This is a genomic window from Pseudarthrobacter sp. 05T312 (genome assembly GCF_056396685.1).
In genome coordinates this window covers 1-26,301 of sequence record NZ_JBFTLY010000014.1, presented here as the reverse complement: position 1 = coordinate 26,301, position 26,301 = coordinate 1, and the positions used below count along the sequence as shown (strand labels likewise).

General features: G+C 67.4%; 21 protein-coding genes. 10 read left to right on the top strand and 11 right to left on the bottom strand.

Features of this window, described 5'->3' with window-relative positions; translation table 11 throughout:
* Positions 1-28: 28 nt before the first annotated feature.
* The 4 genes from AC1DIP_RS16070 (at position 29) to AC1DIP_RS16055 (ending at position 5,093) form a co-directional block, all read left to right on the top strand.
* The gene (locus tag AC1DIP_RS16070; protein ID WP_477734321.1) at positions 29-1,126 is read left to right on the top strand and encodes an ABC transporter ATP-binding protein; all 1,098 of its coding nucleotides are present in this window, start codon (positions 29-31) and stop codon (positions 1,124-1,126) included.
* Positions 1,123-2,907: an ABC transporter permease gene (locus AC1DIP_RS16065; protein ID WP_477734320.1), complete on the top strand. Its 1,785-nt coding sequence runs from the start codon at positions 1,123-1,125 to the stop codon at positions 2,905-2,907. The genes AC1DIP_RS16070 and AC1DIP_RS16065 overlap by 4 nt, the downstream gene beginning before the upstream one ends.
* A 32-nt stretch (positions 2,908-2,939) precedes the next feature.
* Positions 2,940-4,058, top strand: a complete 1,119-nt coding sequence (locus AC1DIP_RS16060) for an ABC transporter substrate-binding protein (RefSeq protein ID WP_477734319.1) — start codon at positions 2,940-2,942, stop codon at positions 4,056-4,058.
* A gap of 75 nt (positions 4,059-4,133) precedes the next feature.
* Entirely contained in the window at positions 4,134-5,093 is a 960-nt protein-coding gene (locus AC1DIP_RS16055; RefSeq protein WP_476207831.1) for a serine hydrolase, read from the top strand.
* A gap of 44 nt (positions 5,094-5,137) precedes the next feature.
* Here AC1DIP_RS16055 and AC1DIP_RS16050 read toward each other — a convergent pair whose 3' ends face one another.
* Positions 5,138-6,043 carry a LysR family transcriptional regulator gene (locus tag AC1DIP_RS16050; RefSeq protein WP_159629931.1) on the bottom strand — a complete coding sequence of 302 codons (906 nt, stop codon included), beginning with the start codon at positions 6,041-6,043 and terminating at the stop codon, positions 5,138-5,140.
* Positions 6,044-6,171: 128 nt separating this feature from the next.
* Here AC1DIP_RS16050 and AC1DIP_RS16045 point away from each other — a divergent pair, with 128 nt between their 5' ends.
* Together AC1DIP_RS16045 and dctA are read left to right on the top strand one after the other, a co-directional pair.
* Complete coding sequence (locus tag AC1DIP_RS16045; RefSeq protein ID WP_477734318.1) at positions 6,172-7,314, top strand: PrpF domain-containing protein; 1,143 nt, start codon at positions 6,172-6,174, stop codon at positions 7,312-7,314.
* Positions 7,315-7,370: 56 nt separating this feature from the next.
* Positions 7,371-8,681, top strand: coding sequence for a C4-dicarboxylate transporter DctA (gene dctA, locus AC1DIP_RS16040; RefSeq protein ID WP_477734317.1), 1,311 nt, complete (start codon positions 7,371-7,373; stop codon positions 8,679-8,681).
* A gap of 417 nt (positions 8,682-9,098) precedes the next feature.
* On the opposite strand, the gene AC1DIP_RS16035 is transcribed toward dctA, so the two are convergent.
* From AC1DIP_RS16035 to AC1DIP_RS16015, 5 genes are read right to left on the bottom strand one after another with little or no spacing between them, the layout of a single operon-like run.
* Entirely contained in the window at positions 9,099-10,472 is a 1,374-nt protein-coding gene (locus tag AC1DIP_RS16035) for an NtaA/DmoA family FMN-dependent monooxygenase (RefSeq protein ID WP_477734316.1), read from the bottom strand.
* Positions 10,473-10,482: 10 nt separating this feature from the next.
* Positions 10,483-11,544, bottom strand: a complete 1,062-nt coding sequence (locus tag AC1DIP_RS16030; protein ID WP_477734315.1) for an LLM class flavin-dependent oxidoreductase — start codon at positions 11,542-11,544, stop codon at positions 10,483-10,485.
* Positions 11,541-12,593: an ABC transporter substrate-binding protein gene (locus AC1DIP_RS16025; RefSeq protein ID WP_477734314.1), complete on the bottom strand. Its 1,053-nt coding sequence runs from the start codon at positions 12,591-12,593 to the stop codon at positions 11,541-11,543. Before AC1DIP_RS16025 ends, AC1DIP_RS16030 begins: the two co-directional genes overlap by 4 nt.
* A gap of 9 nt (positions 12,594-12,602) precedes the next feature.
* A complete protein-coding gene (locus tag AC1DIP_RS16020; protein WP_477734313.1) occupies positions 12,603-13,427 on the bottom strand; it encodes an amino acid ABC transporter ATP-binding protein in 825 nt (274 codons plus the stop codon).
* Positions 13,427-14,455 (bottom strand): amino acid ABC transporter permease, encoded by a 1,029-nt coding sequence (locus tag AC1DIP_RS16015; protein ID WP_477734312.1) that lies wholly within the window; start codon positions 14,453-14,455, stop codon positions 13,427-13,429. The genes AC1DIP_RS16020 and AC1DIP_RS16015 overlap by 1 nt, the downstream gene beginning before the upstream one ends.
* 279 nt (positions 14,456-14,734) lie before the next feature.
* Here AC1DIP_RS16015 and AC1DIP_RS16010 point away from each other — a divergent pair, with 279 nt between their 5' ends.
* The 4 genes from AC1DIP_RS16010 to AC1DIP_RS15995 all read left to right on the top strand — a co-directional run bounded on the left by AC1DIP_RS16010 (position 14,735) and on the right by AC1DIP_RS15995 (position 20,197).
* Complete coding sequence (locus AC1DIP_RS16010) at positions 14,735-16,687, top strand: FAD/NAD(P)-binding protein (protein WP_477734311.1); 1,953 nt, start codon at positions 14,735-14,737, stop codon at positions 16,685-16,687.
* Between the two features lie 4 nt (positions 16,688-16,691).
* On the top strand, positions 16,692-17,243 hold the full coding sequence (locus tag AC1DIP_RS16005) for a GNAT family N-acetyltransferase (RefSeq protein WP_477734310.1): 552 nt from the start codon (positions 16,692-16,694) through the stop codon (positions 17,241-17,243).
* A 48-nt stretch (positions 17,244-17,291) separates the two neighbouring features.
* Entirely contained in the window at positions 17,292-19,049 is a 1,758-nt protein-coding gene (locus tag AC1DIP_RS16000; protein WP_477734309.1) for a helicase HerA-like domain-containing protein, read from the top strand.
* A gap of 155 nt (positions 19,050-19,204) precedes the next feature.
* Positions 19,205-20,197 (top strand): hypothetical protein, encoded by a 993-nt coding sequence (locus tag AC1DIP_RS15995; RefSeq protein WP_477734308.1) that lies wholly within the window; start codon positions 19,205-19,207, stop codon positions 20,195-20,197.
* Positions 20,198-20,264: 67 nt separating this feature from the next.
* On the opposite strand, the gene AC1DIP_RS15990 is transcribed toward AC1DIP_RS15995, so the two are convergent.
* The 5 genes from AC1DIP_RS15990 to AC1DIP_RS15970 form a co-directional block, all read right to left on the bottom strand.
* Positions 20,265-21,134: a DUF559 domain-containing protein gene (locus tag AC1DIP_RS15990; protein WP_477734307.1), complete on the bottom strand. Its 870-nt coding sequence runs from the start codon at positions 21,132-21,134 to the stop codon at positions 20,265-20,267.
* A 168-nt stretch (positions 21,135-21,302) separates the two neighbouring features.
* Complete coding sequence (locus AC1DIP_RS15985) at positions 21,303-23,327, bottom strand: NHL domain-containing thioredoxin family protein (protein WP_477734306.1); 2,025 nt, start codon at positions 23,325-23,327, stop codon at positions 21,303-21,305.
* Positions 23,327-25,489, bottom strand: coding sequence for a bifunctional copper resistance protein CopD/cytochrome c oxidase assembly protein (locus tag AC1DIP_RS15980; RefSeq protein ID WP_477734305.1), 2,163 nt, complete (start codon positions 25,487-25,489; stop codon positions 23,327-23,329). Before AC1DIP_RS15980 ends, AC1DIP_RS15985 begins: the two co-directional genes overlap by 1 nt.
* A gap of 115 nt (positions 25,490-25,604) precedes the next feature.
* Positions 25,605-25,889 (bottom strand): HU family DNA-binding protein, encoded by a 285-nt coding sequence (locus AC1DIP_RS15975; protein WP_011693739.1) that lies wholly within the window; start codon positions 25,887-25,889, stop codon positions 25,605-25,607.
* A gap of 70 nt (positions 25,890-25,959) precedes the next feature.
* On the bottom strand, positions 25,960-26,301 hold a 342-nt coding region (locus tag AC1DIP_RS15970), incomplete at its 5' end, for a hypothetical protein (protein WP_477734304.1).

Genomic DNA, 26,301 nt, shown 5'->3' with positions numbered 1-26,301 from the left:
CCGGAAAAACCCAGCCAAGGAATCAGCCATGAAAATCAGCATTCAAAACCTGCAGCTGAAGTACGGAAGCTTCACTGCCATCGAAAACCTCAACCTCGACATCGAAGACGGCGAGGCCCTGGTCCTCCTCGGCCAGTCCGGTTGCGGCAAGACCAGCACCATGCGCTGCATAGCCGGCCTGGAGGAACCCACCTCGGGGCGGATCATCATCGACGACGTTGTAGTCTTCGACTCCGAAAAGGGCATCAACCTGCCCCCGAACAAGCGCAACGTCGGCATGGTCTTCCAGTCCTACGCGGTGTGGCCGCACATGACGGTGGCCCAGAACGTTGCCTACTCCCTCAAGCAGAAGAAGCTTTCCAAGAGCGAAATCGATGAGCGCGTCATGGAGGCCCTCACGCTGGTGGGCCTGGAGCCTTACGCCGACCGCGGCGCCAGCCTGCTCAGCGGCGGCCAGATGCAGCGCGTGGCCCTGGCGCGCAGCCTGGTCATGCGGCCCAGCGTGCTCATGCTCGACGAACCGCTCTCCAACCTTGACGCCCGCCTGCGTGACCGGCTCCGCGTTGAACTGCGTGAAATCCAGCTCCAGCTGGGGCTCACCTGTGTGTACGTCACCCACGACCAGCACGAAGCCTTCGCCCTTGCAGACCGCATCGCCCTGCTCCAGGGCGGCCGGATTGTGCAGATGGGCGCCCCGCAGCACATGTACGAGGCACCCGCCAGCGCTTCGATCGCCCACTTCCTCGGTGTTTCCAACATCATGGACTGCACCCCGGAGGGCACCGCCACCGGGTCCACCACCGCAGGCATCACCAACAGCGAGCTCACCATCCAGTCGGCGCAGCAGGCCAGCGACGCCGGCGCATCCCCCAAGGTGTGCATCCGGGCCGAGGACCTGCAGATCACCGCCATGCCCACCGAACACCCCAACTCGTGGCCGGGAACGGTCCGCGTGGCGGGCTTCCAGGGGAATGACATCCGGTACGCGATCCAGCTGGAATCGGGGCCCGAGCTGGACGCACTGGGCGGCCTGCGCCGCGGCGAACAGCACAAAGTGGGGGACCGCGTGTGGGTCACCGTCAACCCCCGCGAAGTCCAGATCCTGCCGGCTGAGGTCCTCGCATGAGCCTCAAGACCACCGAGGCGGCCACCCGCGCCGAGGCGCGCCTGGCACCGAAGCCCGAACCCCGGGACTACCGGGCTGCCCGGACCCTCTCGGGCCTCCGGAAAAACACACCGGGCCTCATTGTCCTGGTCATCCTCGGCGTCCTCATCGTCCTTCCGCTTGCCCTGGTGCTGCTCGCCGCGTTCTCGGACAGTGTTCCCCGGCCGGGCAGCATCTCCCTGGGCGGCCTGACGCTGTCCAACCTGGCGCTGCTGGCCACCCCGGAAGCACTCGGCGCATTGGTCAATTCGCTCATGGTCGGCGCCGGCTCGGCGCTCATCGCCCTGCTGATCGGCGCGTTCCTGGCCTTCGTGTGCGCCCGTTCCGATGCGCCATGGCGGAAGTTCATCTTCTTCATCGGCATGGCGCCGATGTTCATCCCGGCCCTGGTGGGCGCCCTGGCGTGGTCGCTGCTGTGCTCGCCGAGCGCCGGCTACATCAACATCTTCCTCCGCGACCTGGGCATTGATGCCGCCATCAACATCTACAGCCTGCCGGGCCTGGTGTTCGTGCTGGGAATCTTCTACGCCCCGTACGCCTTCCTGCTGCTGCACAGCTCGCTGTCGATGATGAACGCCGACCTCGAAGAGGCTGCCACCGTCCATGGGGCTCCGCTGCGCACCATGCTGCGGACCGTCACCCTGCCCCTGGCCCTGCCGGCCATCCTGGGCTCCGCCGTCCTGGTCTTCGCGCTGACGATGGAGAACTTCCCGGTGGCCCAGGTCATCGGCAACCCCGCCGGCGTGGACACGCTGCCCACCTACATCTACCGCCTGATGAGCGCAACCCCGGCCAAGAGCAACCAGGCCGCCAGCGTCGCCGTCATCCTGACCGTTGCGCTGATGGCCGTGACCCTCATCCAGCAGCGCATCATCAACAAGCGCAAATTCACCACCATGACCGGCAAGGGCAACCGTCCCCGGCAGGTGCCGCTCCGCAAGATGCGCTGGCCCTTCACCATCGTCGCCCTGGCCTACTTCGCGGTGTCCGTCGTCCTGCCCATGCTCGCCCTGTTCGCCGCGTCCATGCAGGCCACCCCGTTCGTGTCCTCGATGTCGCAGCTGCTTGAAGCGAATGCCCTCAGCTTCGCCAAGCTGATCGAGGTCCTGGGCTCCAACGACTTCCAGCTCGCCCTCAAGAACAGCGTCCTGGTGGCCCTGATCGCAGCCTTCGCCGGCACCACCCTCAGCTTCATCGCCTCCTACATCCGGTACCGCACCAAGTCCAAGGTGGGGCGCCTGATCGAACTGGTCGCCATGACCCCCCTGGCCGTCCCCGCCATCGTCATGGGCATCGGACTGCTCTGGACCTGGCTGCTGCTGCCGCTGCCCATCTACGGCACCCTGGCGATCCTCGCCGTCGCCTGCGTGGCAGTGTTCATGCCCCAGGGCTACCGCGGAGTCTCCGCCTCGATGCTCCAGATGGACCAGGACCTCGAGGACAGCGCGGTGATGCTTGGCGCCGGCCGGACCAGGTCCGTCCTGGACGTCACCCTGCCCCTGATGCGCGTGGGCATCATGTCCTCGTTCCTGCTGTTCCTCATGCTCTCCATGCGTGAGCTCAGCGCCTCCATCTTCCTCTTCACCTCGAACACCCGGATCCTGTCCATCCTCGTGTTCGACAACTTCGACAACGGCCAGAGCCAGGCAGCTGCCGCCGTCAGCGTCCTGTACTGCCTCGTCATCGGAATCCTCGCCGTCATCGCCCAAAAAGTCGGCGGCGAACGCAAGACCAAGAACTAACCTTCCACCCCACCTTGAAAGGGACACCCACAATGAAGTTAGCGTCCAAACTCCCCGCCCTCACCGCCGCCGGAGTGATCCTGGCCCTCAGCCTGGCCGGGTGCGGCAGTGCCGCCCAGAGCGCCGGCGTCGTCACGGCCACCGCGGCCGTGAACACCGACAACGGACTGGTGATCAACGGCGAATCCATCGCGGACAAGGCCACCTACGAGAAGGCCAAGACCCAGACCCTGTCCCTCTACTCCGGCTACACCGATTCCTCCGAAAGCGCCCTGGTGGACGCCTTCACCAAGGACACCGGCATCAAGGTCAACGTCGTCCGGCTCACCCCGAACAAGCTCTCCGAACGCGTACTGTCCGAACAGGGCGCCGGCAAGCTCAGCGCCGACGTCATCCGCACGTCCGACTACCGGATCGCCAAGTCCATGGAGGACGCCAAGGTCTGGAAGGCCTATGACGTTCCCGGCGCCTCCGCCCTCAAGGACGTTTCCGTGGACGGCGGCCAGTTCACCCGCATGTTCAACTCCGTCTACACCCTGGGCTACAACACCCAGCTGGTGAAGGAAGCCGATGCCCCCAAGTCCTGGGCGGATGCCGTCGGCGGCAAGTGGCAGGGCAAGATCGGCATCGTCCAGGGCGGTTCGGGCGGCAGCACCGCGGCGCTGAACAGGTTCATGGAAACCAAGATGGGCGGCGACTACTTCGCCAAGTACGCGGCGCAGAAGCCCAAGATCTACGACTCCCTGGGCGCTGAAGCCACCGCCTTGGCCCGCGGTGAAGTCGCTGTCGGCACGGTCACCATCAGCGGTACCAACATCTCGGCTGTCCAGGACAAGGCTCCGGTCAAGTTCATTGTCCCCGAGGAAGGACTGGTCTCCTACGACTACTACCTGGGCATGACGGGCACCGCGACGAACGTGGAAGCCGCCAAGGTCTTCATGAACTACAACCTCTCCAAGCAGGGCCAGCAGGTCTTCGCGCAGATCGGTGAATACCCGGTCCGCACCGACGTGGCACCGCCCACCATCATGGGCGTGACCCTCCCCGCAGTCGACTCCGGCAAGGTGTACCGCATGCAGAACACCGACGCCGTGACCTACGGCAAGGACGATCTTGCCAAGTGGAACCAGGTGTTCGGCTACACCAAGTAACCCTGTAGTTCCATACCTGGGGACCCGGCCACCGCCGGGTCCCCAGTGCCGTTAACCCACCCTTCAGGAGCCCCTGTGACCGCCCCGGAACTTCCGCTGCCCCGGAACACCTCGTCCCTGCTGGTCCTGCAGGACGGCAGGACCGTCGTCGAACTCGGCGACACCACCCGCGCCAGCTACGTCGCCTCGGTGCGCAAAAGCCTGCTCTCGATCCTGTTCGGCATCCAGGTGGCAGCCGGCACGGTCAGCCTGGATGACACGCTGGGCGCGCTAGGGATCGATGACACCGGCGGCCTGCTGCCCCTCGAGAAGACGGCGCGGCTCCGTGACCTCCTGACCTCGCGGTCGGGGGTCTACCATCCGCCCTCCAGTCCGGGCAGTGACGAGGATGCTTTCCCTCCCCGCGGCACCAAAGCGCCGGGTCAGTACTTCGTCTACAACAACTGGGATTTCAACGCCGCCGGCGCGATCTTCGAGAAGGCCGGCGGCCTGACGGTGTTTGACGCGTTCGAGAAGTATCTGGCCGGTCCGCTGGGATTCGACGACTACGACCCCACACGCCAGCGCATGCTCGGGGACGCCCAAAAGTCCGCCTTCCCGGCCTACCACCTCTTCCTCTCCGCCCGGGACCTGGCCAAGATCGGGCTGCTGATGGCTGCCGGCGGGCAGTGGGAGGGCCGGCAGCTAGTCCCCCCGGAGTGGGCCAGGGACAGCGTGGCCACCCAGGTCAGGCGCGCCGACATGTCACCGGCCACCGGTTTTGGCACCTGCGACTACGGCTACCTGTGGTGGCTGCCCCGGGAGCCGGGCCCGCAGTGGGAGGGGTCATTCCTGGCTGCGGGCAACTACGGCCAGTTCCTGCTGGTCCTGCCGGCAATCCGCAGCGTCATTGTGCACCGGCGCTTCGTCAGCGACAGCTTCGCCATCGCCCGGAACACCCGTACGGCGGGCTCGACGGCGTCCCCGGCTCCGGTGACCCACGCCGAATTCATGGAGCTTGCCCGTGCGTTGGTTGCCGGCCCACTGGCCCGGTAGGCGTCAACGGGGAGGTAAGCGCACGACGGCGGCACCCTCCTGTGTCAGGACGCCGCGCCCTTGGCGATGGACCGGAACACCTTGGTTGCCTGCTGCGCCGCGGGGCTGAGCCGCCGGTTTTCAAGGTGGGCCAGGAGGATACGGCGCTTCGGGGACCCGGCGAGGGGGACCGCCACGACGTCGGGGCGCAGGGCCGTCAGGGCCAGCCGGGGCGCCAGGGCAATCCCGATGCCGGCGGCCACCATGCCTTGTGTCTCCTGGTAATCGTTGGCAGCGAACGCGATCCGCGGCTCAAACCCGGCGTCACGGCATACCCGGCTGAGGACGTCGGCCACGGGGTGCTCGTCGCGCACCACCCATTCCTGGTCGCTCAAGGCGCCAATGCGGACCGAGCCCAGTTTCGCAATGGGGTGCTCCCGCGGTACCAGCAGCACGGTGGGATCGTTCGTCAGCCTGACCAGGGCCAGGTCGGGATCCTCGATCTGCTGCCAGGGATAGTCCCACAGGAGCGTCAGTTCGATTTCCCGCCGCCGCAACCGTTCCAGCAGGCCGTCCCGGCGGGCGCTGACCACCGTCACTGCCACCTCGGGGTGGCGGGCGCGGAACGCCAGCACCACGTCCGGCATCAGGGAGGCCCCGCCAGTGGGAAAGGTTCCAAGCCGGAGCTGGCCGCGCCGAAGGCCCGCGAACTCCCCCATTTCGGCGCGGGCAGCTTCCACGGTCCTATCGATGTCGTCCGCGTAGTGCAGCAGGGCATGCCCCGCTTCGGTCAGGACCACACCCCGGGGATGGCGCTCTATGAGGACCACGCCCATCTCCTGCTCGAGTTTCGCGATCTGCTGCGAGACCGCGGAGGTAGTGAAGGAAAGGGCGGCCGCGGCGGACGTCAGGGAGCCGGAACGGCCCACCTCGCGGAGCACGTGGAGCCGGTGGAGATCGAGGATTGCCATGCACTGAGTTTAGCAAAAGTAGATAGTCGTCCATTTATTTGCGATTGTGCTGAAGGCTCGCATCCCGGATCGTAGAAGTACAAGGTGCTGTGAAGTAGAGCACCTGCAAGTTACGAGGGAGAAATACAGTGGGACTCAAAGGACATTGGTACCGGGGCGGCACCAGCAAGTGCTGGCTCTTCGATGCCAGGGACGTGGCCCTCCACGCCCCCACCCGCGAGGAAATCCCCGCACTGCTGTCAGCCGCTTTCGGCGCAGCGGATGCGCGGCAGCTGGACGGCGTCGGCGGCGGAACGTCCACCACGTCGAAGGCTGCAGTCATCTGGGCAACACCGGGTGCCGAGGCAGACCTCGACTACCTTTTCGCCCAGGTGGGAATCGGTGACCCCACCGTGGAGCTCGGTTCCAACTGCGGCAACTGCGCCACCGCGATTGCCCTGTTCGCAGTCCAGACGGGCATCGTTCCCGCCCGGGACGGCATGACCAAGGTCCGCATGCGCCACGTCACCGCCGGCGCGGTGCTGAGCGGATCGGTTCCCACTCCCGGCGGCCACATTCCCAAGTCCGGCCTGGCCCGGGTTCCGGGCAGCAGCGCCGCCGGCGTTCCCATCAGCCTCTCGTTCCACGGCCCCTGGGGCCAGAACACCGGCGCACTGCTGCCTACCGGCAACACGGTGGACCAGCTCCAGGTCAACGGCCGGACCGTGGCCGCAACGATGGTGGACGCCGGCGCCCCTGCCGTGCTCCTCGCAGCCGACCAGGCCGGCGTCGACCTTTCCTCAATGACGGACAACCTCGCCGCCCAACTGCCGGACCTCATCGCGGCACGGGCATCGGCCGGCCTCATCATGGGGCTCCGGAAGCCTGAGGATCCGCCGCAGAACGCTGTACCGAAAGTCGGGGTTGTGGCGCCTGCCGGCGACTACACCGCCGCGGACGGAACAACCGTTACTGCCGGCAGCCACGACGTGCGGGTGCGGATGCTGTCCATGCTCGCACCCCACCCGGCCATCGGCCTGACCTCGGCCGTGGCAGTTGCCCTGGCTTCCTCGCTGCAGTCATCGGTCGTCGCCACCGCAGCGGGCCAATCGCCCTCCACCGGCACCGGAACCCCGCGCTTGCTGCGGGTCGGGACGCCCGCCGGCGTGATCACCGCCGAAATCATCACCGATGACACCGGCGCCGTCAGCGAAGTGGCCCTCCACCGGGCAGCCCGCCACATCGCCACCGCAGACATCGACGTGGCCCCCGCCGCCGAGCTGTCCGCCTAAAACCCCCACCTTTTTGCCCCATTATTAAGGGGCCGCACCAAGCAGGAAGTTGTTCAATGAAGATCAAATCCATCCTCGGACACCTGTATGTCCAGGTACTCATCGGAGTCGCCCTCGGCGTCGTTGTCGGCGCACTGTGGCCGGACCTCGGTTCGTCCCTGAAGCCCATCGGCGACGGCTTCGTGAAACTCGTGAAGTTCATGATCGCCCCCATCGTGTTCTGCACCATCGTGGGAGGCATCACCTCCCTGCGGGACACCAAGAAGGTGGGCCCCACCCTGATCCGTTCACTGGGCCTCTTCTACGCACTGACCGCACTCGCCCTGGCCCTGGGCCTGGCCGCGGTAACGCTGTTCCAGCCCGGTGCCGGCATGCACATCGATCCCACGCACCTGGACTCCTCGGTGGCCCAGAAGTACACCACGCAGCTGCCCAGCAGCAACCCCGTGGACTTCATCCTGAGCATCATCCCCACCACCTTCGTTGGCGCCTTCGCCGAGGGTGAAGTCCTGCCCGTGCTGGTCATTGCCCTGCTGTGCGGCTTCGCCTTCAGCAAGCTCGGCGCACCGGGCAAGCTGGCACTGGACGTGGTCAACAGCTTCAACAAGCTGCTCTTCATCATGTTCGGCTACATCATGAAGGTGGCCCCGCTGGGAGCCTTCGGTGCCATGGCCTTCACCGTGGGCAAATACGGCGCCCACTCCATCGGCAACCTCGGCATGCTGATCCTTGCCTTCTACGCCGCCTGCATCGTCTTCGTGGCGGTGGGCCTGGGCATCCTGGCCAAGATGACCGGCTTCAGCCTGTGGCAGATCCTGCGCTACTTCAAGGACGAATTCCTGATCGTCCTGGCCACGTCCTCCAGCGAACCGGTCCTGCCGCGCCTGCTGTCCAAGCTCGAGCGGATCGGCTGCGACCGCAGCGTCGTGGGCCTCGTGGTCCCCACCGGCTACTCCTTCAACCTGACCGGCACGGCCATCTACCTGACCCTGGCTTCCATGTTCATCGCCCAGGCCTGCGACATCCACCTCAGCTGGGGCCAGATCCTGCTGATGCTCGGCATGATGCTGCTGACCTCCAAGGGCGCGGCGGGCGTCACCGGCAGTGGTTTCGTGGCCCTGGTGGCGACCCTGACCGTCATGCCCACCCTGCCCGTGGCCGGCGTGGCCCTCATCGTTGGCATCGACCGCTTCATGAGCGAGGCCCGCGCCCTCACCAGCACGGTCTGCAACATCGTCTCCTGCGTAGCCATCGCCAAGTGGCAGGGCGAGCTGGACATGGCCAAGCTCCGCTCCGAGCTCCAGGCGGGCTTCGTGCCCACCGAGGCGGAAAAGATCCAGCTGGCCGAACCGGCCCTGGCCCACTAACCGGCCGGCAGGCCACCACCCCCCAGTGTTTGCCCGGGATCCCAGCAGGGGTCCCGGGCAAACCCTTGCAAGGGGTGCTACTTCACAATCCCCACGGAAAGGACCCGGAATGAGTGAGCGCCAAACGGAACAGGAAACAGCGGAAGACTGCGACGCAGGCACGTGCTTCTACTGCCAAAGCCCGGAAACCGACTAGCGGCCCGCCCGTCGGGCCGGTGTTCCGCGGCAACGGGCCCTAAACCCACTGCTCCCACACCGTCAGCTGCAGGCTGACGGTCCCGGACGTGCCGGCCGCAACAGCGCCAGCCCCCGCGGAAGGGGCGACGGCGGCACCCGCTGTGCCGGCGTCGTCGTCCGTTCCAGCACAACCAGCTTTCCCAACCAAACCGTTCCGTCCGGCAAGACCAGCCCAGCGCATCAGGTGCGGACCGCCGCAACAGCCACGTCGGCGGTCCGCACCGGCGTTTCCAGCCCGAGGTGATCACGCAGCGTGGTGCCCCGGTACTCCGTGGGGTACACGCCGCGTTCCTGCAGCTCCGGCACCAGGTGGTTCACGATGTCATCCAGCCCGCTGGGGACCAGCCACGGCGAAATGTTGAACCCGTCCACCGCACCCACCCGCGCGTACTCGGCCAGCTGGTCCGCCACCGCCGCGTAGGAGCCGGTGAAGGTGGAATCGATCCGCGCGGTCTTCGAGGTGACGAACTGCCGGATGGACAGCCCCTTGTCCTTGGCCTCGGCCCGCCACTGGTCCGCCAGCTGCCGGGCCTTGGCGCCGTGGAAACCGCTGCCGCGGGTCTCGGACGTTTCCTCCACCACCGGATCGATCTCCGGCAGCGGCCCGTCCGGATCGTAGGCCGAGAGTTCGCGGCCCCAGAACTGCTCCAGGTAGGCGATGGCCTGCTGCGGGCCGATCTGCAGGCTCCGCACCCACTCCTTCTTCTCCGCGGCCTCGGCAGCGGTGGGCGCCAGGATGAACTCGCTGGCCGGCATGATCTGTACTGCATTCGCCCCGCGTCCGGCGGCCACGGACCGCTCCACCAGGTCCTTGCGGAACGCCACGGCGTCCTCGATCTTGGGGTGGGCGGAGAAAATCACATCCGCCTGCCGGGCAGCGAAGTTCCGGCCTTCGGGCGAGTCGCCGGCCTGGAACAGCACCGGCCGGTACTGGGCACTCCGCGGCAGCCGCGGCGTCACGTCCACCGTGTAGTGCCGGCCCTCATGGAGCACCCGGCGGGCCGGGCCGTCCGGCGTCTCCCAGGAATCCCAGATCCGCTTGGCCGTCTCCACGAAAGCTTCTGCATGCCTGTACCGGTCCGCATGGTCCAGGTAGCCGCCGCGGCGGAAGTTCGCCCCGGTCCAGGCGTTGTCCGTGGTCACGATGTTCCACGCCGCGCGGCCGCCGGAGAGCAGGTCCAGTGATGCCAGCCGGTGGGCCAGGTCCGCGGGATCGTTGTATGTGGTGTTCTGGGTGGCCACCAGGCCGATGTTCTTTGTGACGGACGCCAGGGCGGCCAGCATGGTCTGCGCGTCCGGGCGGCCCACCACGTCCAGGGCGTGCGGGCGTCCCAGGTGTTCCCGCAGGCGGAGCCCCTCGCCCAGGAAGAACGCGGCGAACAGCCCGCGCTCGGCGGTCTGGGCGATGCGGCGGAAGGATTCGAAGTCGGTCTGCGACCCGGATTCGGGGGCCTTCCAGATGGTGCCGGAGTTGACGCCCTGGAAGAAGACGCCGAACTGGATCTGGCCGCTCGGAACGAATACCTCGGATTTAGCACGGGTGTGCTGTGTCATGATTTTCCCCTTATTTTCCGGCACCGGCAGGCGCAGCGGCAGTTGCGTAGCGGCTGGCCGGGCGGTCCAGGCCCAGCAGGTCGCGGAAGGTGCCGTCCTGCACCACCGGGCGGAGTGCCCCACGGCGGCGCAGTTCCGGCAATACCCGGCGGCCCAGTTCCTCCAGGTCAACAAAGAGCGACGCCGGGTGCAGCCGCACGCCGTCGGCCTCCTTTAAAAGGTCGGCCAGGAAGTCGGTAAGACCGGGTGCGGAACCTGCGAAAGCCGCCCGGCCTCCGTCGAAGGATGCACCCCGCGCAGCCGCGGCCTGCCCCCGGGCGTCCAGTACGACGTCGAGCTCGGCAACCACTGCAACGCCGGCTCCCACCCTGGCCCGCACATCACGGACCTCGGCAGCGAGCAGTTCCGGCGTCGGGGCGGACACCAGCACGGCGTCCAGGGCGTCCACCGGAATCCCGCCAATCAGCGAAGCAGGGGCCAGCACCGGCAGCTGCCCCTGCAGCGGCCGCGGAATGATGGATGGCCCCTTGACGGAATACCCCGGACCGGGAAAGCCGGCAGGCGTTTGGAAGTCCACATAATGCAGCTTGTCCACGTCGATGTACCGGCCGGTGGCAACGTCCCGGATCACGGCGTCGTCCTCCCAGGAATCCCAGAGCCGGCGGGATACCTCGATGGACGCCGCGGCTTCCTGGCCCAGCGCGGCCCCAGTAACGGAGGGACGTCCGACGGCGGCGGCAGCCTCCGGGGATTCAGCCGCGGAGACGATCCACCCGGCGCGGCCCCCGGAGACGTAGTCCAGGCTGGCGAGCTGCGTGGAGACGTGGAACGGCTCCGTATATACAGTGTCAATTTCGGGGACCAGGGCGATGGTTCGGGAAATGGGCCCGGCGAACGCTGCCCGCTGCAGGGCATTGGCACGCCCCGGTGCGGGCGCGTCGGTGAAGGTGGCGGCGTGGAAGCCCGCGGACTCCGCCGCCAGCACGGCGCGGGTGAGGTCCGCACCGTCCCAGCCGGCGCCGTCGACCTCGATCGCCAGGAAGCCTGGCTGGCTGGTGTGTTCTGCGTTCATGATGCCTTTCCTGCCTGTGACGGAGCGGCCGTGGCGGTTGCCGTGTAGTTTTCCGCTGTGATGGTTTTGGATTCCGGCAGGGCTTCCTCCGACAGGCCCCAGCGTTCCAGGACCTTCCCGTAGGAGCCGTCCCGGATGACCTCGTTCAGCGCTTCGGTGATCACCGGGGCCAGTCCGTTGCCGCGCAGCGTGGTGGCGGCCACCAGGGTCTCGGACGGCCAGCCGGCGTTGACCTTGCCCACCACCTTCAGGTCGTCACGGGTGTTCTCCCGGTACACGGTGGACGGGTAGGGTGCGATGTTCAGGTCCGTGCGGCCGGAGGACAGCGCCAGGATGGTGTCGGCATCGGACGAGTAGTACTGCAGCGTGGCCGGCGCCTTGCCCTTGGCTTCCAGCTCCTTGTTCCAGGCCAGCAGGATCTTTTCCTGGTTGGTGCCGGAGCCCACGGAAATCTTCAGGCCGGAAATGTCGTCCGCGCCCTTGATGTCGTAGGAGGCGGACTTCTTCGCTTCGAACCCCATGTAGGCGGCCCGGTAGCTGGCGAAGTCGAACAGCTTCACCCGGTCCTTGTTCACGCCCACGTTGGAGAACACGGCCTCGAAGTCGCCGGACTGGGTCTTCAGCGGCCAGCTCTCCCAGGACGTGACCTGAACATCCAGCTCCAGGCCCAGCTTGTCCGCCACCAGCTGGGCGATATCCAGCTCGGAGCCAATCGGCGTCTTGTCGTCCGTGGCGTGGAAGGACAGCGGGATGGACCCGGCGGTGGTGGCGACGGTGAGCTTGCCGTCCCTGCCGATCAGTTCCGGGACTTTGGCGGCGAGCGCGGGGTCCTTCTCCGCCCGGATCCGCTGCTGGTCCGGCGAGGTGTTGTACACGACGCCGTTGCGGGCCGCCGTCGTCTGCGCCCCTCCGCTGGGGTTGCCGGCGGCGGACGCGCCGGGGTCCGCGCAGCCGGCGAGCGCGGCTGCGCCAAGGAGCGCGGTGCCAAGGAGGACGACGGCGGGACGCACCGCGGGTGCGCGGCGGCGGCCGCTGGTGGGGAAAGCCATGGGAGTTCCTTAGATGTTGAAGGCCGGTTCGAGCACCTTGGAGAAGAAGCTCCGGGTGCGCGGTTCCTGGGGGTTGCTGAAGATGTCCTGCGGGGTGCCCTGTTCCACGATCTGGCCCTGGTCCATGAACACCACGGTGTCCGCCACGTCGCGGGCGAAGCCCATCTCGTGGGTGACGATGATCAGCGTGGTGCCGGACGTGGCGAGCTCGCGGATGACGTCCAGGACCTCGTTGACCAGCTCCGGGTCGAGGGCGGAGGTGGGCTCGTCGAACAGCAGGATCTTGGGGTCCAGGGCCAGGGCGCGGGCAATCGCCACGCGCTGCTGCTGGCCGCCGGAGAGCTGGCGCGGGTAGGCGTCGGCCCGGTCCTTGAGGCCAACCCGGTCCAGCAGTTCCAGGCCGCGGCGGCGGGCTTCCGCCTTGGAGCGGCGCGCCTTGCCGGGTTGGTGCGCGACGACGGGCGCTTCCGCCACGTTCTCCAGCGCGGTGAGGTGCGGGAACAGGTTGAAGTTCTGGAACACCATGCCGATTTCGGTGCGCTGTTTCAGGATGTCCTTTTCGCGGAGCTCGTGCAGCCGGTCGCCGCGAACCTCGTAGCCCACCAACTGCCCGTCGATGGTGATGTGGCCGCCGTCCACCTTTTCCAGGTGGTTGATGGTGCGCAACAGGGTGGACTTGCCGGATCCGGAGGGGCCCACGATCACGGCCACTCCCCCGGGTTCCACCGTGAGGCTGACGCCTTTGAGGACTTCGGTGGCGCCGAAGGATTTGCGGACGCCGGTGATCTCCACCAGGCCGCGCGTGGCGGCGGGGGCGGTAAGGGTGTCAGTCATCAGGAGTTCCTCCGGGTGGGGGCTGCCGCGTGGGTGGCGAAGAATGTGCGGGCCTTATGCAGGGGCGTCAGCGGCAGGTTCCGCACCGCGCCCTTGGAGTAGTGCCGTTCGATGTAGTACTGGAAGACGCTCAGCACGGAGGTGATCACGATGTACCAGAGGGTGGCCACCAGCAGCAGCGGCAGGACCTGCTGCGTGCGGTTGTAGATGACCTGCACCGTGTAGAACAGTTCGGAGTAGGCCAGGACGTAGACGATCGAGGTGCCCTTGACCAGGCCGATGATCTCGTTGAACGCGGTGGGCAGGATGGCGCGCATGGCCTGCGGCAGCACGATCCGGGTGGAGCGGCGCCACGCGGGGATGCCCAGGGCGGCCGCGGCTTCCAGTTGGCCCTGGTCCACGGAGAGGATGCCGCCGCGGATGATCTCCGCCGAGTACGCGGCCTGGTTCAGGGTGAGCCCCAGCACTGCTGCCGCGAACTGGCTGATCAGTGTGGTCGTCTGGACCTCGAAGAAGCGGACATCGGTGAACGGCATGCCCAGGCTGATCTTCTCGTACAGGTAGCCCAGGTTGTACCAGAGGAGCATCTGCACCAGCAGCGGCGTGGACCGGAAGATCCAGGAGAACGTCCAGGACACCGAGACCAGCAGCGGCGACACGGAGAGCCGCATCAGCGCCAGGACGAAGCCGAGCGCAAATCCCAGGATGCCGGAGATGGCGGTCAGCTTCAGCGTTTCCACCAGGCCGTTGACCACCGAATGCGCGGTGAACCACTGAGCCACCACGCCCCACTCCCAGCGCGGGTTGGTGGCCAGGGACCAGGCCACCGCCAGGACACCGAGCGCCACGACGGCGGTCCCCACCCAGCGCCACGGATGCTTTGCTGCCACCACCCGGTAGGACGAGTAGTCCGGGGCCTGCCGGGGCGCCGCCCTATCTTCTGGCCGTCCGTTTTTCGGTGGCGTTTCCGCCGGCCGTGCCGGCTGCGGCTGTTGTGACTGCGCCACCGTCGTTGCTGCTGAACTCATGTGCCACCTCGCTTCTCGTCGTGGGATTCGGTTGGGCCGTTGGCCTTGCCTGGACCATCCGGCCCAGTGCTGGCTGCAAATCTAGGACCGGCCGAAACGGGCCGGCAAGGCGGCAGGTTGCAATAGTTCACGGGGCTTCGTCCGGCGTCATGAGTCGGTTTTTTGCGTCCCGTAACGCGCCGTGACGCGGAGTTAACAGCCGTGACCAGGCGCTCGACCGCCGTCGTCACGGCTGCCTAGCATGGGCACTCCATCCAGCCCCCGCCGTCAGGAGCACCCATGCCAGCCACCATCCCGGCCATCGTCTTCATTGGCGGCGGACCGCGCACGGCCGGCGTACTGGAACGGATCGCGGCCAACCGGCCGGACGTCTTCGCGGGCCCGCTGCAGATCCATGTGGTGGAACCGCACGTCCCGGGCTCGGGCCGGATCTGGCGGTACGACCAGGACCCCGGCCTCCTGCTGAACTCGATGGCGGCGGACATCACCATGTTCACGGACGCGTCCGTGGACTGCGCCGGCCCGGCGGCACCGGGGCCCGGCCTTTCCGAATGGGCGGCCGGTGTCCTGGATGCTTCCATCATCGACGTGCCGGACTTCCCGCAGCAGCTGTGGGACCAGCTCCGCGCGCTGACCGGCACCACCTTTCCCACCCGCCAGCTGCAGAGCCAGTACCTGGAGTGGTTCTTCCGCCGGGCCGCCAAATCGCTGGGCCGCAGTGTGACGGTCCACCGGACCACCGCCCTCGGCATCGCCGCTGTGGACGGCGGGCATGAGGTGGAGCTGGCCAATGGCCGGACGCTGCACGCGGACATCGTCGTCACCGCCCTGGGGCACACGGACGCCCGCCCTGACGCCGTCTCCGCCGGGTACTCGGACTTCGCCGCCCGGCATGGCGGCTACCACGCGGCACCCAGCTACACCACCGACGTCGACTACTCCCCCATCGCCCCCGGGCAGGACGTGATCGTCGCCGGGATGGGACTGGCGTTCGTTGACCTGCTGGTCCTCCTCATGGAGGGGCGCGGCGGCAGGTTCGAGGAAACGGACGACGGCGGGCTGCGCTACCTTCCGTCCGGACGGGAACCACGGCTGTGGGCAGGGTCGCGCCGCGGGGTGCCGTACCACTCAAAGATTTCCGCCTCCCTGCGCGACCAGGCTCCGGGGCCGCTGCGGTTCTTCACTGCTGCTGCCGTCCAGGAGTTGCTGCAGCAGCACGGCGAGCTGGACTTCCGGCAGCACCTCTGGCCGCTCATCGCCAAGGAAGCCGGGTACTGCTACTACCGGGAACTCCTGACCGGCAGCCCGGAGGGCGCGGCCATGGAATGGGAAGTGTTTGCCGCCCGTTATGCGGAGGTGGACTGGTACAGCGGCGGACGAGCGGACCTCGTGGCGGCTGCCGTGCCGGACCCGGGCCTGCACCTGGACCTGGAACGGCTGGACCGGCCCTTCGATAGTGTCCACTTTGCCGGCCACCAGGAACTGCAGGACGCGGTGGCCCGGTATATCGAGGCCGATCTCTCTTTGCGGGACAGCCCGGACCATCCGGAAACCCTGGCCCTGTTCCTGGCCCTGCTGCACATATACATGGAGGTGGGGCGCGTGGTTCCGGCGGAGCGGCTCAATGCCAGGTCCCAGCAGGCCATCCACGGCTGGTGGCACGGCTTCTTCAGCTTTGTGGACTCCGGTCCGCCGCCGCACCGCCTCCGCCAGATGCTCGCGCTGCACCGGGCCGGGCTGCTGCAGTTCCTGGGCCCCGGCCTGGAGGTCTCCACCGACGACGCCGGCGGCACCTTCCGCGCCACGTCCCCGCAGTCCGGCGTTTCGGTTTCCGCCACCGCGCTGATCGAGGCGCGGCTGCCGTCCGCGTCGGTGGCCCGCTCCCTCAACCCGGTGCTTTCGTCGCTGTATGACGGCGGGCTGGGCAGCGAGCAGCAACTGCTGACCTCGGACGGCATCCACTCCACCGGGAAGCTGCTGGTCTCGTCCGGGCACCACCTGGTGGACGCGGAGGGCCGGGCCCGGGCCACCCTGTTCGGCGTCGGGCCCGGAACGTCCGGCTGGGGCGCCGGCGCCTTCGCCCGGCCCAACACCAACGCGGCGCCCTTCCGGGAAAACGATGCCCTGGCCCGGAGCATCCTCGGTGTTGCCCGGGACGTCGTTTCCCAGGTGTCCGCCACAATGAGTCCAGAACCAGCCGCTCCCGAACCAGCCCCCGCCGGAAAGAACTAGCACCATGACCGCAGAATCCGAGCTCAAGCCCCGCCCCCTCGTTCCCGCCAGGCTCTCGGTCCTCAGCCTGGCCATGCACGATCCGCGGGTCCGGCCGCTCCTGGACGAGCTCGCCGTCGAATATGACACCCGCTACGGGGACCTGTTCGGACGCGGCGCTGCCACGGAGGAACTGACCCGCTACCCCGCGGCCGAATTCGAGGGACCGGACGGCGCGCTCCTGATAGTCCAGGAGGACGGTGAGTCGATCGCCGGCGGCGCGTTCCGCCGGTACAACAGCACCACGGCGGAACTGAAGCGGATCTGGACGCACTCGGCCCACCGCCGTCGTGGTTTAGCCCGGCTGGTACTCGCCGAGCTCGAAGCCCTCGCCGGTGCCCGAGGCTACACCCGGCTCTATCTCACCACCGGGCCGCGCCAGCCGGAAGCCAAGCACCTCTACCTCAGCACCGGATACCAGGCGCAGTTCGACCTGGGGGCAGACCCGGAAACCATCGGGCCGCTGGCCTTCACCAAGGAGCTGCCCACCGTCCCAAGGGACGCCCGGGAGAACTGACCGGCCGGATGCCGCCGCATCCGGGGCCACCGCCGCTAAGCTAGCGCCATGGCCACCAAAACCACCGCAGAGAAGCTTGCCACCATCCAGAAGGGCTACACGCTGGAAGGCGCCACCATCGAGTTGGGAGCCGCCATCATCGATGGTGAACTCCACAAGGACGCGCCGGTGCGGCTGCCGCTGGCCATGATGAACCGGCACGGCCTGGTGGCCGGGGCTACCGGTACCGGCAAGACCGTCACGCTGCACATGATGGCCGAACAGCTGTCCACGGCGGGCGTTCCGGTTTTCCTGGCCGACATCAAAGGCGACCTCTCCGGCCTGGCGACGGCCGCCGCCGGCAGCGACAAACTCAGGGCCCGCACGGACAGCATCGGCCAGGCATGGTCAGGCAAGACGTTCCCCGTGGAGTTCCTGGCACTGGGCGGCGACGGCAACGGCGTCCCGGTCCGCGCCACGGTGACCTCCTTCGGTCCCGTCCTGCTTTCGCGCATCATGGAGCTGAATGAAACGCAGGAATCCAGCCTGCAACTGGTCTTTTACTTCGCGGACAAGAACGGCCTGGAGCTGATCGACCTCAAGGACCTCCGCGCCGTCATCCAGTTCCTCACCTCGGACGAGGGCAAGGACAAGCTGGAGGAACTCGGCGGCCTGTCCAAGGCCACCGCGGGCGTGATCCTGCGGGAGATCGTGAACCTGGAGGCGCAGGGGTTGGAGAAGTTCTTCGGTGAGCCGGAGTTCGATACGGCCGAGCTGCTGCGCACCGCCCCCGACGGGCGCGGCGTGGTTACCTGCCTGGAGCTGCCCACCCTGCAGACCAAGCCCATGCTGTTCTCCACGTTCCTGATGTGGCTGCTGGCAGACCTGTTCGAGGACCTCCCCGAGGCCGGCGACCTGGACAAGCCCAAGCTCGTCTTCTTCCTCGACGAAGCCCACCTGCTGTTCAACGGCGCCAGCAAAGCCTTCCTGGACGCCATCACCACCACCGTCCGGCTGATCCGGTCCAAAGGCGTGGGCATCTTCTTCGTCACGCAGACACCCAAGGATGTCCCCGCCGACGTCCTGGGCCAGCTGGCCAACCGGGTCCAGCACGCCCTGCGCGCCTTCACCCCCGAGGACGCCAAGGCCCTTAAGGCCACCGTTTCCACGTTCCCGGTCAGCGACTACGACCTGGAGGAGACCCTCACCTCGGCGGGCATTGGCGAGGCCGTCATCACCGTCATGAACGAGAAGGGTGCACCCACCCCGGTGGCCCTCACCCGGCTTCGCGCCCCGGAATCCGTCATGGGCCCCAGCGAGGAAGCACTGGTCCGGAGTACGGTGGCCGGCTCCGCCCTGCTCGGTAAGTACGGGACCACGGTGGACAACCCCTCCGCCTACGAGAAGCTCACCGGCAAGGCCGCGGCCCCCACGGGCCCGGCGGCATCCGCCCCTCCTGCCGGGACGTCGGGTGCTCCCGGCGTGTACGACGTGGACGCGGAGGCCCGCCGGATCGAGGAGGAAATCCTGGGCCGGCCCAGCAGCAGGCCCGCCCAGGCTCCGGAACCGCAATACAGTGAGCCCCAATTCGACATACCCGGGGACCCTGAGCCACGCCAGTCCCGGGCCAAAGCACCCCGGACGCGCCAACCGGAGCCCCGCCAGCCGGAGCCGCAAGCCGGCGGCATGATGGGCGACCTTGGCGGCGTGCTCGGCGGTGCGCTGGGCGGCGGGCTGAAGAGCATGGCGCGGTCCGTAGGTACGCAGCTGGGACGCGAACTGCTCCGCGGCGTGTTCGGAACATCGTCCCGGCGGCGTCGCCGCTGACCCAGCCACCAGCGCCCCGGGAGGCTTCCCAAGTCGCCCGTGCGCGTTGTCCCGGCGCGCCGTCGTCGGGCGTTATTGGGGTGTTGCCCGGCAGATTAGGGGGGACACCAACTTTAGTGTGCGTCCGCACTGACGTTACTGTGTAGAACGTGCAGATGAGTCAAGCGTTGGTGAGGATCGCAGCCGGATGGCTGCTGGGCCTCATGCTTGCCGTTGCCGGAGCCGTGGTGGCCATCAATGTCGTGAACAATACCGTGGCCAGCCCGCAGCAGCCCGTCAGGGAATACCTGGACGCACTGAAGAGCGGGGACGGCGGGCGCGCGCTGGGGATTTTGCGGGCCGCTGTGCCGCCCAGCAACGCCGCCATGCTCGATGGTCCCGGGCTGCAGACGTCCGCGTCCCGCGTCACGAATGTGAATATCGGCGATCCCGAGGAACGCCCGGGGAACCAGGTCATGGTCCCGATGGAATACACCATTGACGGCAGCCGGCTGCACTCGGAATTCCTGCTGCAGAAGACCGGTACCGAGTGGCTGTTCTTCAACACCTGGGCCTTCGTCCCGTCGCGGCTGCCCACTGTCGATATCACCGTGGTCAACGGCAATGAGGCAGTGGTGAACGGCGTCCCGGTGAACATGCCCAACGGCCGGAATTCCTTCGCTGTCTTCTATCCGGGCGAGTACGAGGCTTCCCTTAACGGGCAGTACTTCTCAGCCCCCGCTACGCGTGCCACGGTGACGGCCAAGGACGCCCCGGTGGCGCCGCTGAACCTGCTGACCCAGGCCACGGACAAGCTGAAGAACGATGTTGCGGCCAAGGTCAGGGAATTCCTGGACGGCTGTGCGGCCGAGGCCGTCAAGGAACAGAAGCTCCAGCCGGACTGCCCCTTCTACTACGCCAGCAACAACCGGGTCCAGGACGGCACGATCAAGTGGACCGTCACCGAGTACCCGGGCGTCTCGGTGGAGCCGTTCGACGGCCGGTGGGTGGTGTCCCCGCTGGACGGCAAGGCCAAGGTGGAGGCGCTCCAGCAGAACTCCTTCACCGGCGCCTGGTACCCGCTGGACGCCGAGGTGGACTTCAGCTTCACCACCCGCCTGGACGTCTCCGGTGACACGGTCAAGGTCACCCCGCAGCTGAGCTTCTGAGCCTGCGGCCTTCGCTGCCCCACACTGGCCCAGTTTTGACGCCATTCCGGCCGTATTCTTCACTGTCCTAGACCCAGTCCAGCCGAAAACTGGGCTGTTTTGCGGGCGGCCAACGCAATGAGCCCCGCGCCAGCACCTCCCGGACCTGCGCAAGAACAGATTCAGGCGCATAAACCACGTCATCGTAGAAGAACCTCAGCACCGGCAAACCATGACGGACCGCCTGGTTGTCCCTACGGCGGTCCTTTTTGAATTGCCGGGGTTCAAGGTGGAAGGCGAGCCCATCGATTTCCACGATAAGGAAACCCTCCAGCAGGAAGTCCACCCGGCCGATGCCGTCAATCCACACCTGGGTCTCGGTGGCTATGCCGGCTTCCCTGAACAGCACCCGCGCCAAGGTTTCCAGGAGGGAGTCCGCACCCCGTTCAATCTGGGACAGCACGTTCCGCGCCTTGCCGGCCCGGTTGCCCTTCAGATTGCGGAACAGGAAGGGCAGCTCGATATCCCCACGGTTGTAGGCGCACTCCACCATGACCAGCGCCTCGAGTTCTGGCAGGCACAGTAGCGCGTGAAGCAGGACGTCGGGCAGTGCGGCAAGGGTCCGATGATGGACCGGCTGTGTCAACGGAAGTCGGTGGCTGACACAGCAGGCTGCCCTTCTCCCATTGCTCTGCCAGTAGTGGGGCCGCGGCGGGGGTTGCAGCTGCCAAAGACTGTACTGCGGGGCGGCGGACGCGCAGGTCAGGAGACTTCGGGCTCGCCCTGCGGCCACCACGTCAGCTCCAGCGCCCGCAACAACCAGCAACCCTCGCTCCAGCCGCGCCACCTGCCCACCACGGATTGCGCGTCGGATGTCCGTGTCCGTTGCGCCGGCGGCGATAACGTCCCGCCGCAGCAGCACCCCTCCAGCCGATCTAAGAATTTCTGCAGGTTCCATCACGCCACAATGTCTGCTCCGCGTGGCCGGCGGCAGGCACCCGCGGCGCCATGTGGACAAACAAGCTACCCAGACCAGCCCAGTTTTCGGGTTGCTGGAACAGAACTGGCCCGGTCTTCAGGCTTCAATTGCCTGAAAACCGGGCCAGTTCTGGAGGACCTGCGCCGGTCAGTCCATCCCGCGTAGGTCCAGGACTAGTTCCGTGTCGCCGTCGGCCTGCAGGACCACCGGGATGCCCCAGTCCTGCTGGTAGAGGTGGCAGGCGGCGTGGTCGGGGATCTCGCCGTCCTCGGTCTCGGGGCCGTCGCAGGCCGCGGCGCGGGCGGTAATGTGCAGCACGCCCTCAGGCACGTCCGGGGACAGCTCCAGGGTGCGGAGCAGCCCCACCGAGGTGCCGCCGCCGGCCACCAGCAGTTCCGGCGGCGTGGAGGAGATCTTCAGCTGCGTCGGATCGCCCCAGCGGTCATCGAGCTTCTGCCCGGTGGGTGCGGTGAAGCGGACGGTCAGGTCCAGGGCGCCGGGGGCCACTGGGCTCTTGGGCCGCTGGGTCTGGGAGGCGCCCTCATCCACCTGCTGCGCTTCCTTGGGGATGGGCACGTACACCAGCTGGTGTTTGTTGGCTTCGACCACCACCAGCAGGGGCTCGGAGCCGGCGGACTGGGTGTGGTCCACGATCACGTCGGACGGCTCGGCAAGTCCGCGGGCCAGCGTGGACACGGTGCCGTTGGCGGGGTCGTAGCGGCGTACCGCCCCGTTGTAGGTGTCCGCGATCGCCACGGAGCCGTCGGGCAGGACGGTCACACCGAGCGGGTGCTGCAGCCGTGCTTCGGCGGCGGGGCCGTCGCGGAAGCCGAAGTCGAACAGGCCCTTGCCAACGGCGGACTCCACCGTGATGGCGGCGTCGGCGGCGATGACCAGCTTGCGGAGCGCCGAGGTCTCGGAATCCGCCACCCAGATATTGCCATCGGCATCTTCGGCCAAGCCGGAGGACTGGGCGAACCAGGACTCGTGCGCTGGACCGTCGAGCAGCCCTTCAAGGCCGTTGCCGGCGATGATCGACACGGCGCCGGTGACGGGGTCGAAGCTGAAGATCTGGTGCGTGCCGGCCATGGCCACCACTACCGCATTGAGCTTTCGCGACCATACAACGTCCCACGGCGAGCTCAACGCAACATCCAGGGGGTCGGTGCCCAGCGAGCCGCTGAAGCCGGCGCCGTCCTCGTCCACGCGTGCGGGCCCGGTTTCCAGCAGCCGCTGGATGCCGTTGCCGGCCAGGGTGGAGGCCTTGCCGTCCGTGAGCGAGAGTCCACGCAGGCGGTGGTTGACCGAGTCGGCAATCACGACGTCGTAGCCCGCCTTGGATGCCACGTCTTCCGGGAGCAGGACCAGGCCCTGGGGCTCGTTGAACTGGGCGCTGGCGGTGTCCCCCGCGGCGGCCCCGTCGGCGTAGCCCTTGGTGCCCGAGCCGAAGGTGGCCAGGACGGTTTCGAAGTCGGTGCCGAGTTCCACCAGGCGGTGGTGGCCGGTGTCGGTGACCAGCCAGGACCCCTTGTCGGCAGCAACCGAAGCCGCTGCAGCCGCGGGCGTTCCGCCGTCGGACGTTCCAGCCAAAGCCGTGGATCCGCGGCCCGGCGGGAGGAACAGTGCCTTGCCGGGGAAGCGCAGGGTGCCGGACGTCGCTTCGGGCGCCACATAGGGGCCGGAGCCGCGGTGCAGGGTGCCCTTGGCCTCGTGCTCGGCGATGAGTTCCGGGATCAGCACTGCGAGGCCGTCCGCATGGCCTTCACCGGAAAGGTGGGCCACGATGTAGCCCTCGGGATCGATGACCACCAGGGTGGGCCATGCACGGGCGGTGTACGCCTTCCAGGTGTCCAGCTCGGGATCGTCCAGGACCGGGTGGTGGATCTCGTACCGCTCCACGGCGGCCGCCAGCGCCACCGGGTCCGCCTCGTGCTCGAACTTGGGCGAGTGGACGCCCACGGTGACCAGCACGTCGGAGTACTGCTGCTCCAGCGGCCGCAGCTCATCGAGGACGTGCAGGCAGTTGATGCAGCAGAAGGTCCAGAAGTCGAGCAGCACGATCTTGCCGCGCAGGGCTTCGAGGTCCAGGGACTTGCCCCCGGTGTTCAGCCAGTTGCGGCCCACCAGTTCGGAGGCCCGGACCCGGGCATGCGTGCGTACGGTTTCGCTCATCAGCGTCCTTCCAGCTTGTTGCGTTCAGCCAGCTTGGCGTCGCGTTCGGCCAATTTGGCAAACATATCGTTGTAAGCGGTCAGATCGGCGTCGTTATTCCTGTCGGCTGCCCGGTCCACCCGTTTGGTCTCCCGCTGGTCCGACCTGGACCACATGATGGCGACGCCGATCGCCACCAGCAACGTCGGCACCTCGCCAATGCCCCAGGCCACCGCACCGCCGGCCTGCTGGTCGGCCAGGGCGGACGGCCCCCAGGCACGGCCCAGGTTGCCGAAGTAGTCCGCAGCCATCAGGCCCGTGCCGCCCATGATGGACACACCGAAGAAGGCGTGGAAGCCCATGGTGGCCAGGAGCAGGAGCAGCCGCATGGGGTACGGGGCGCGGCGCGGCAGCGGGTCGGTGCCGATCATGCTCAGCACGAAAATGTAGCCGGTCAGCAGGAAGTGCAGGTTCATCAGTTCGTGGCCCACATGGTCGCGCATGGCGAAGCCGAACAGGTCCGAGTAGTAGAACAGGATGATGGAGCCGGCGAAGTTTGCCGCGGCGAACAGCGGGTGGGTGACCAGTTGGGAGAACTTCGAGTGCACAAAGACCAGCAGCCACTCGCGGGCACCGCGTGAGCCGTCGCCGCGGGCGGGCAGGGCGCGCAGGGCCAGCGTTACCGGAGCGCCGAGCACCAGGAAGATCGGGGCCACCATGGTCAGCGCCATGTGGTCCATCATGTGCGCGGAAAACAGGATGCGCCCGTAGACCGACGGCGGCCCGGACGTGATGTACGTCAGCACCACCAGGCCGATGACCCAGTTGACGGACCGGAACCACTGCCAGGAGTCCCCCCGGCGGCGGATCTTGGCAACCCCCAGGATGTAGGCGACCAGGCCGAAGAGGGCCACGCCCACCCAGATCCAGTCCAGGCGCCACTCAGTGAGCCAACGTTGGGGGGTGAGTTCGGGGGGCAGCTCGTAGCCGCTGAGGATGAAGGCGGGTGAGGCGTTGGGTGCCAGCTCCGTGGGCTGCGGCGGGGCTGAGCGGCCCAGGGCCACGGCGATGCCCGAGGTGGCCCCCATGACCAGCAGCTCCGCCAGGATCAACTGCCACAGCACGCGCCGTGAGGACATGGTGGCCCCCTTGCGGCCCAGCTGCGGGATGACCCACTGCCGGTGCATGAAGCCGATGCCGCCCAGCACCACTGCGCCCGCGGTCTTTGCCAGGATCAGCTGCCCGTAGGAAGAGCCGAAGAGATCGGCCCAGCTGGTGACGCGGATGCTGGCGTTGATGATCCCGGAGCCGAAGACCAGGACAAAGGCGAAGCCTGCCAGGGTGGAGAACCGCTTAAGCGTGGGTTCGGTGATGTCAGAGGCTGCCCCGGCTTTGGGCCCCGTCAGGATTCCGGACAGGAGAGCCAGGATGATGATGCCGCCCACCCATGTGCTGACGCCGAGCAGGTGCAGGCCGAGCGAGTTGATGGCGCCCTCGTGGTCCGACGAGCTGGAGGAGTGACCGATCAGGGCCGTCGGGACCAGGCCGATGAGGGCCAGGATCAGGGTGAGTGCCAGGCCACCGAGGGACCGGACGCCGAAGAGTGCCGTGGTCACTATCGCGGCGATGATGGTGACGGCGAGCCAGGCCCGGCCTGTATCGATGTCCGTCATGAAGTACACCAGGGCCTGCGTGAAGGCGGGATCGCCGGACAGCCCCTGCCCGGCCACGTCGGCGTAGGTGAGCACCAGGACCGCGATGGCGGATAAGGTCCACACCGCGCCCGCAACGGCCGCCACAGCGAGCACGCGGGTGAAGGCAGGATGCTCGGGTCCCCCGCTGCCCGCGGATGCTTCCCGGTCCCGCCCGCGTGCGTTGAGGTTCCTGGGCAGGATGCCGACGGCGAACACCAGGCCGCCGACGACGGTCGCCAGGGATACGTTGTGGACGGCCTTGCTGATGGGCAGACCCCAACGGACCAGGGCGCCCGGATCAGCGACGCTGCGGGCGGCTGCCGCACCTGAGAAGATCAGCGCCGCTGCAAGGCCCAGGAAGAGTGCTGCCAGGCCCGCCAGTTGCCAGGGAACCGGGATGCCCCGGGTTCCGGCGTCCCCGACCGCAGCTCCCTTGCCAGGGCTGGAGTGCGGTGGGGTGGAACGTGGTTTTGCGGCAGAAGACACCATCCCATTGTCCGCTACGGCCGCCCGGGCGGCGAATCCGGGTTAAACGCCAAGGAGCGGCAACCCGTGGGGTTGCCGCTCCTGTTCCAGCCGGCTGCACGCCGGCTGGGAATAAGCTCTACTTCTTGGAGACAGCAGCCTTCAGCTTGGAGCCGGCGGTCAGCTTGACGCTGTGGCCTGCTGCAATCTGGATGGTCTCGCCGGTCTGCGGGTTGCGGCCGGTGCGGGCTGCACGGTCGGTACGCTCGACAGCGAGCCAGCCCGGGATGGTGATCTTTTCGCCGGCGGCGACGGACGTCTCGAAAACCTCGAACAGTGCGTCGAGGACGGAGTTGACGGCAGCCTGGCTGGTGCCGGCCTTGCCAGCTACCTCTGCAACAAGTTCACTACGGTTCTTAGCCATTGATGTCCTCCTGGACGGTTCTGATTCTGGAGCCTGCACGCGGCATGCGCGCAGGCCACTGTTCGAAAACTTACCAGCTTGGGCGGTCGCGGGCCGCAAATTCCGCGTGTTTCCGCCATTTTTTGAGGTTAATCACCGATTCTTCGGCCGTTTTCACCCTCGTCAACGCATCACGGGCACCAGCAGCACCGCGGTCCATGCTCGGCTGGCAGCTAAGTACGACGGCGGCCGGCACATCCCAGCCACCGCCCGCCATTATGCGTAGCCAGAAGGCCCGCAGTGCGGTGTTTTGTTTGTTAAATGTGGGAGGCCCCAACCGTGTGGTTGGGGCCTCGACCATGTAATGATGTTCCGGCGGTGACCTACTCTCCCACACCCTCCCGGGTGCAGTACCATCGGCGCTGTGGGTCTT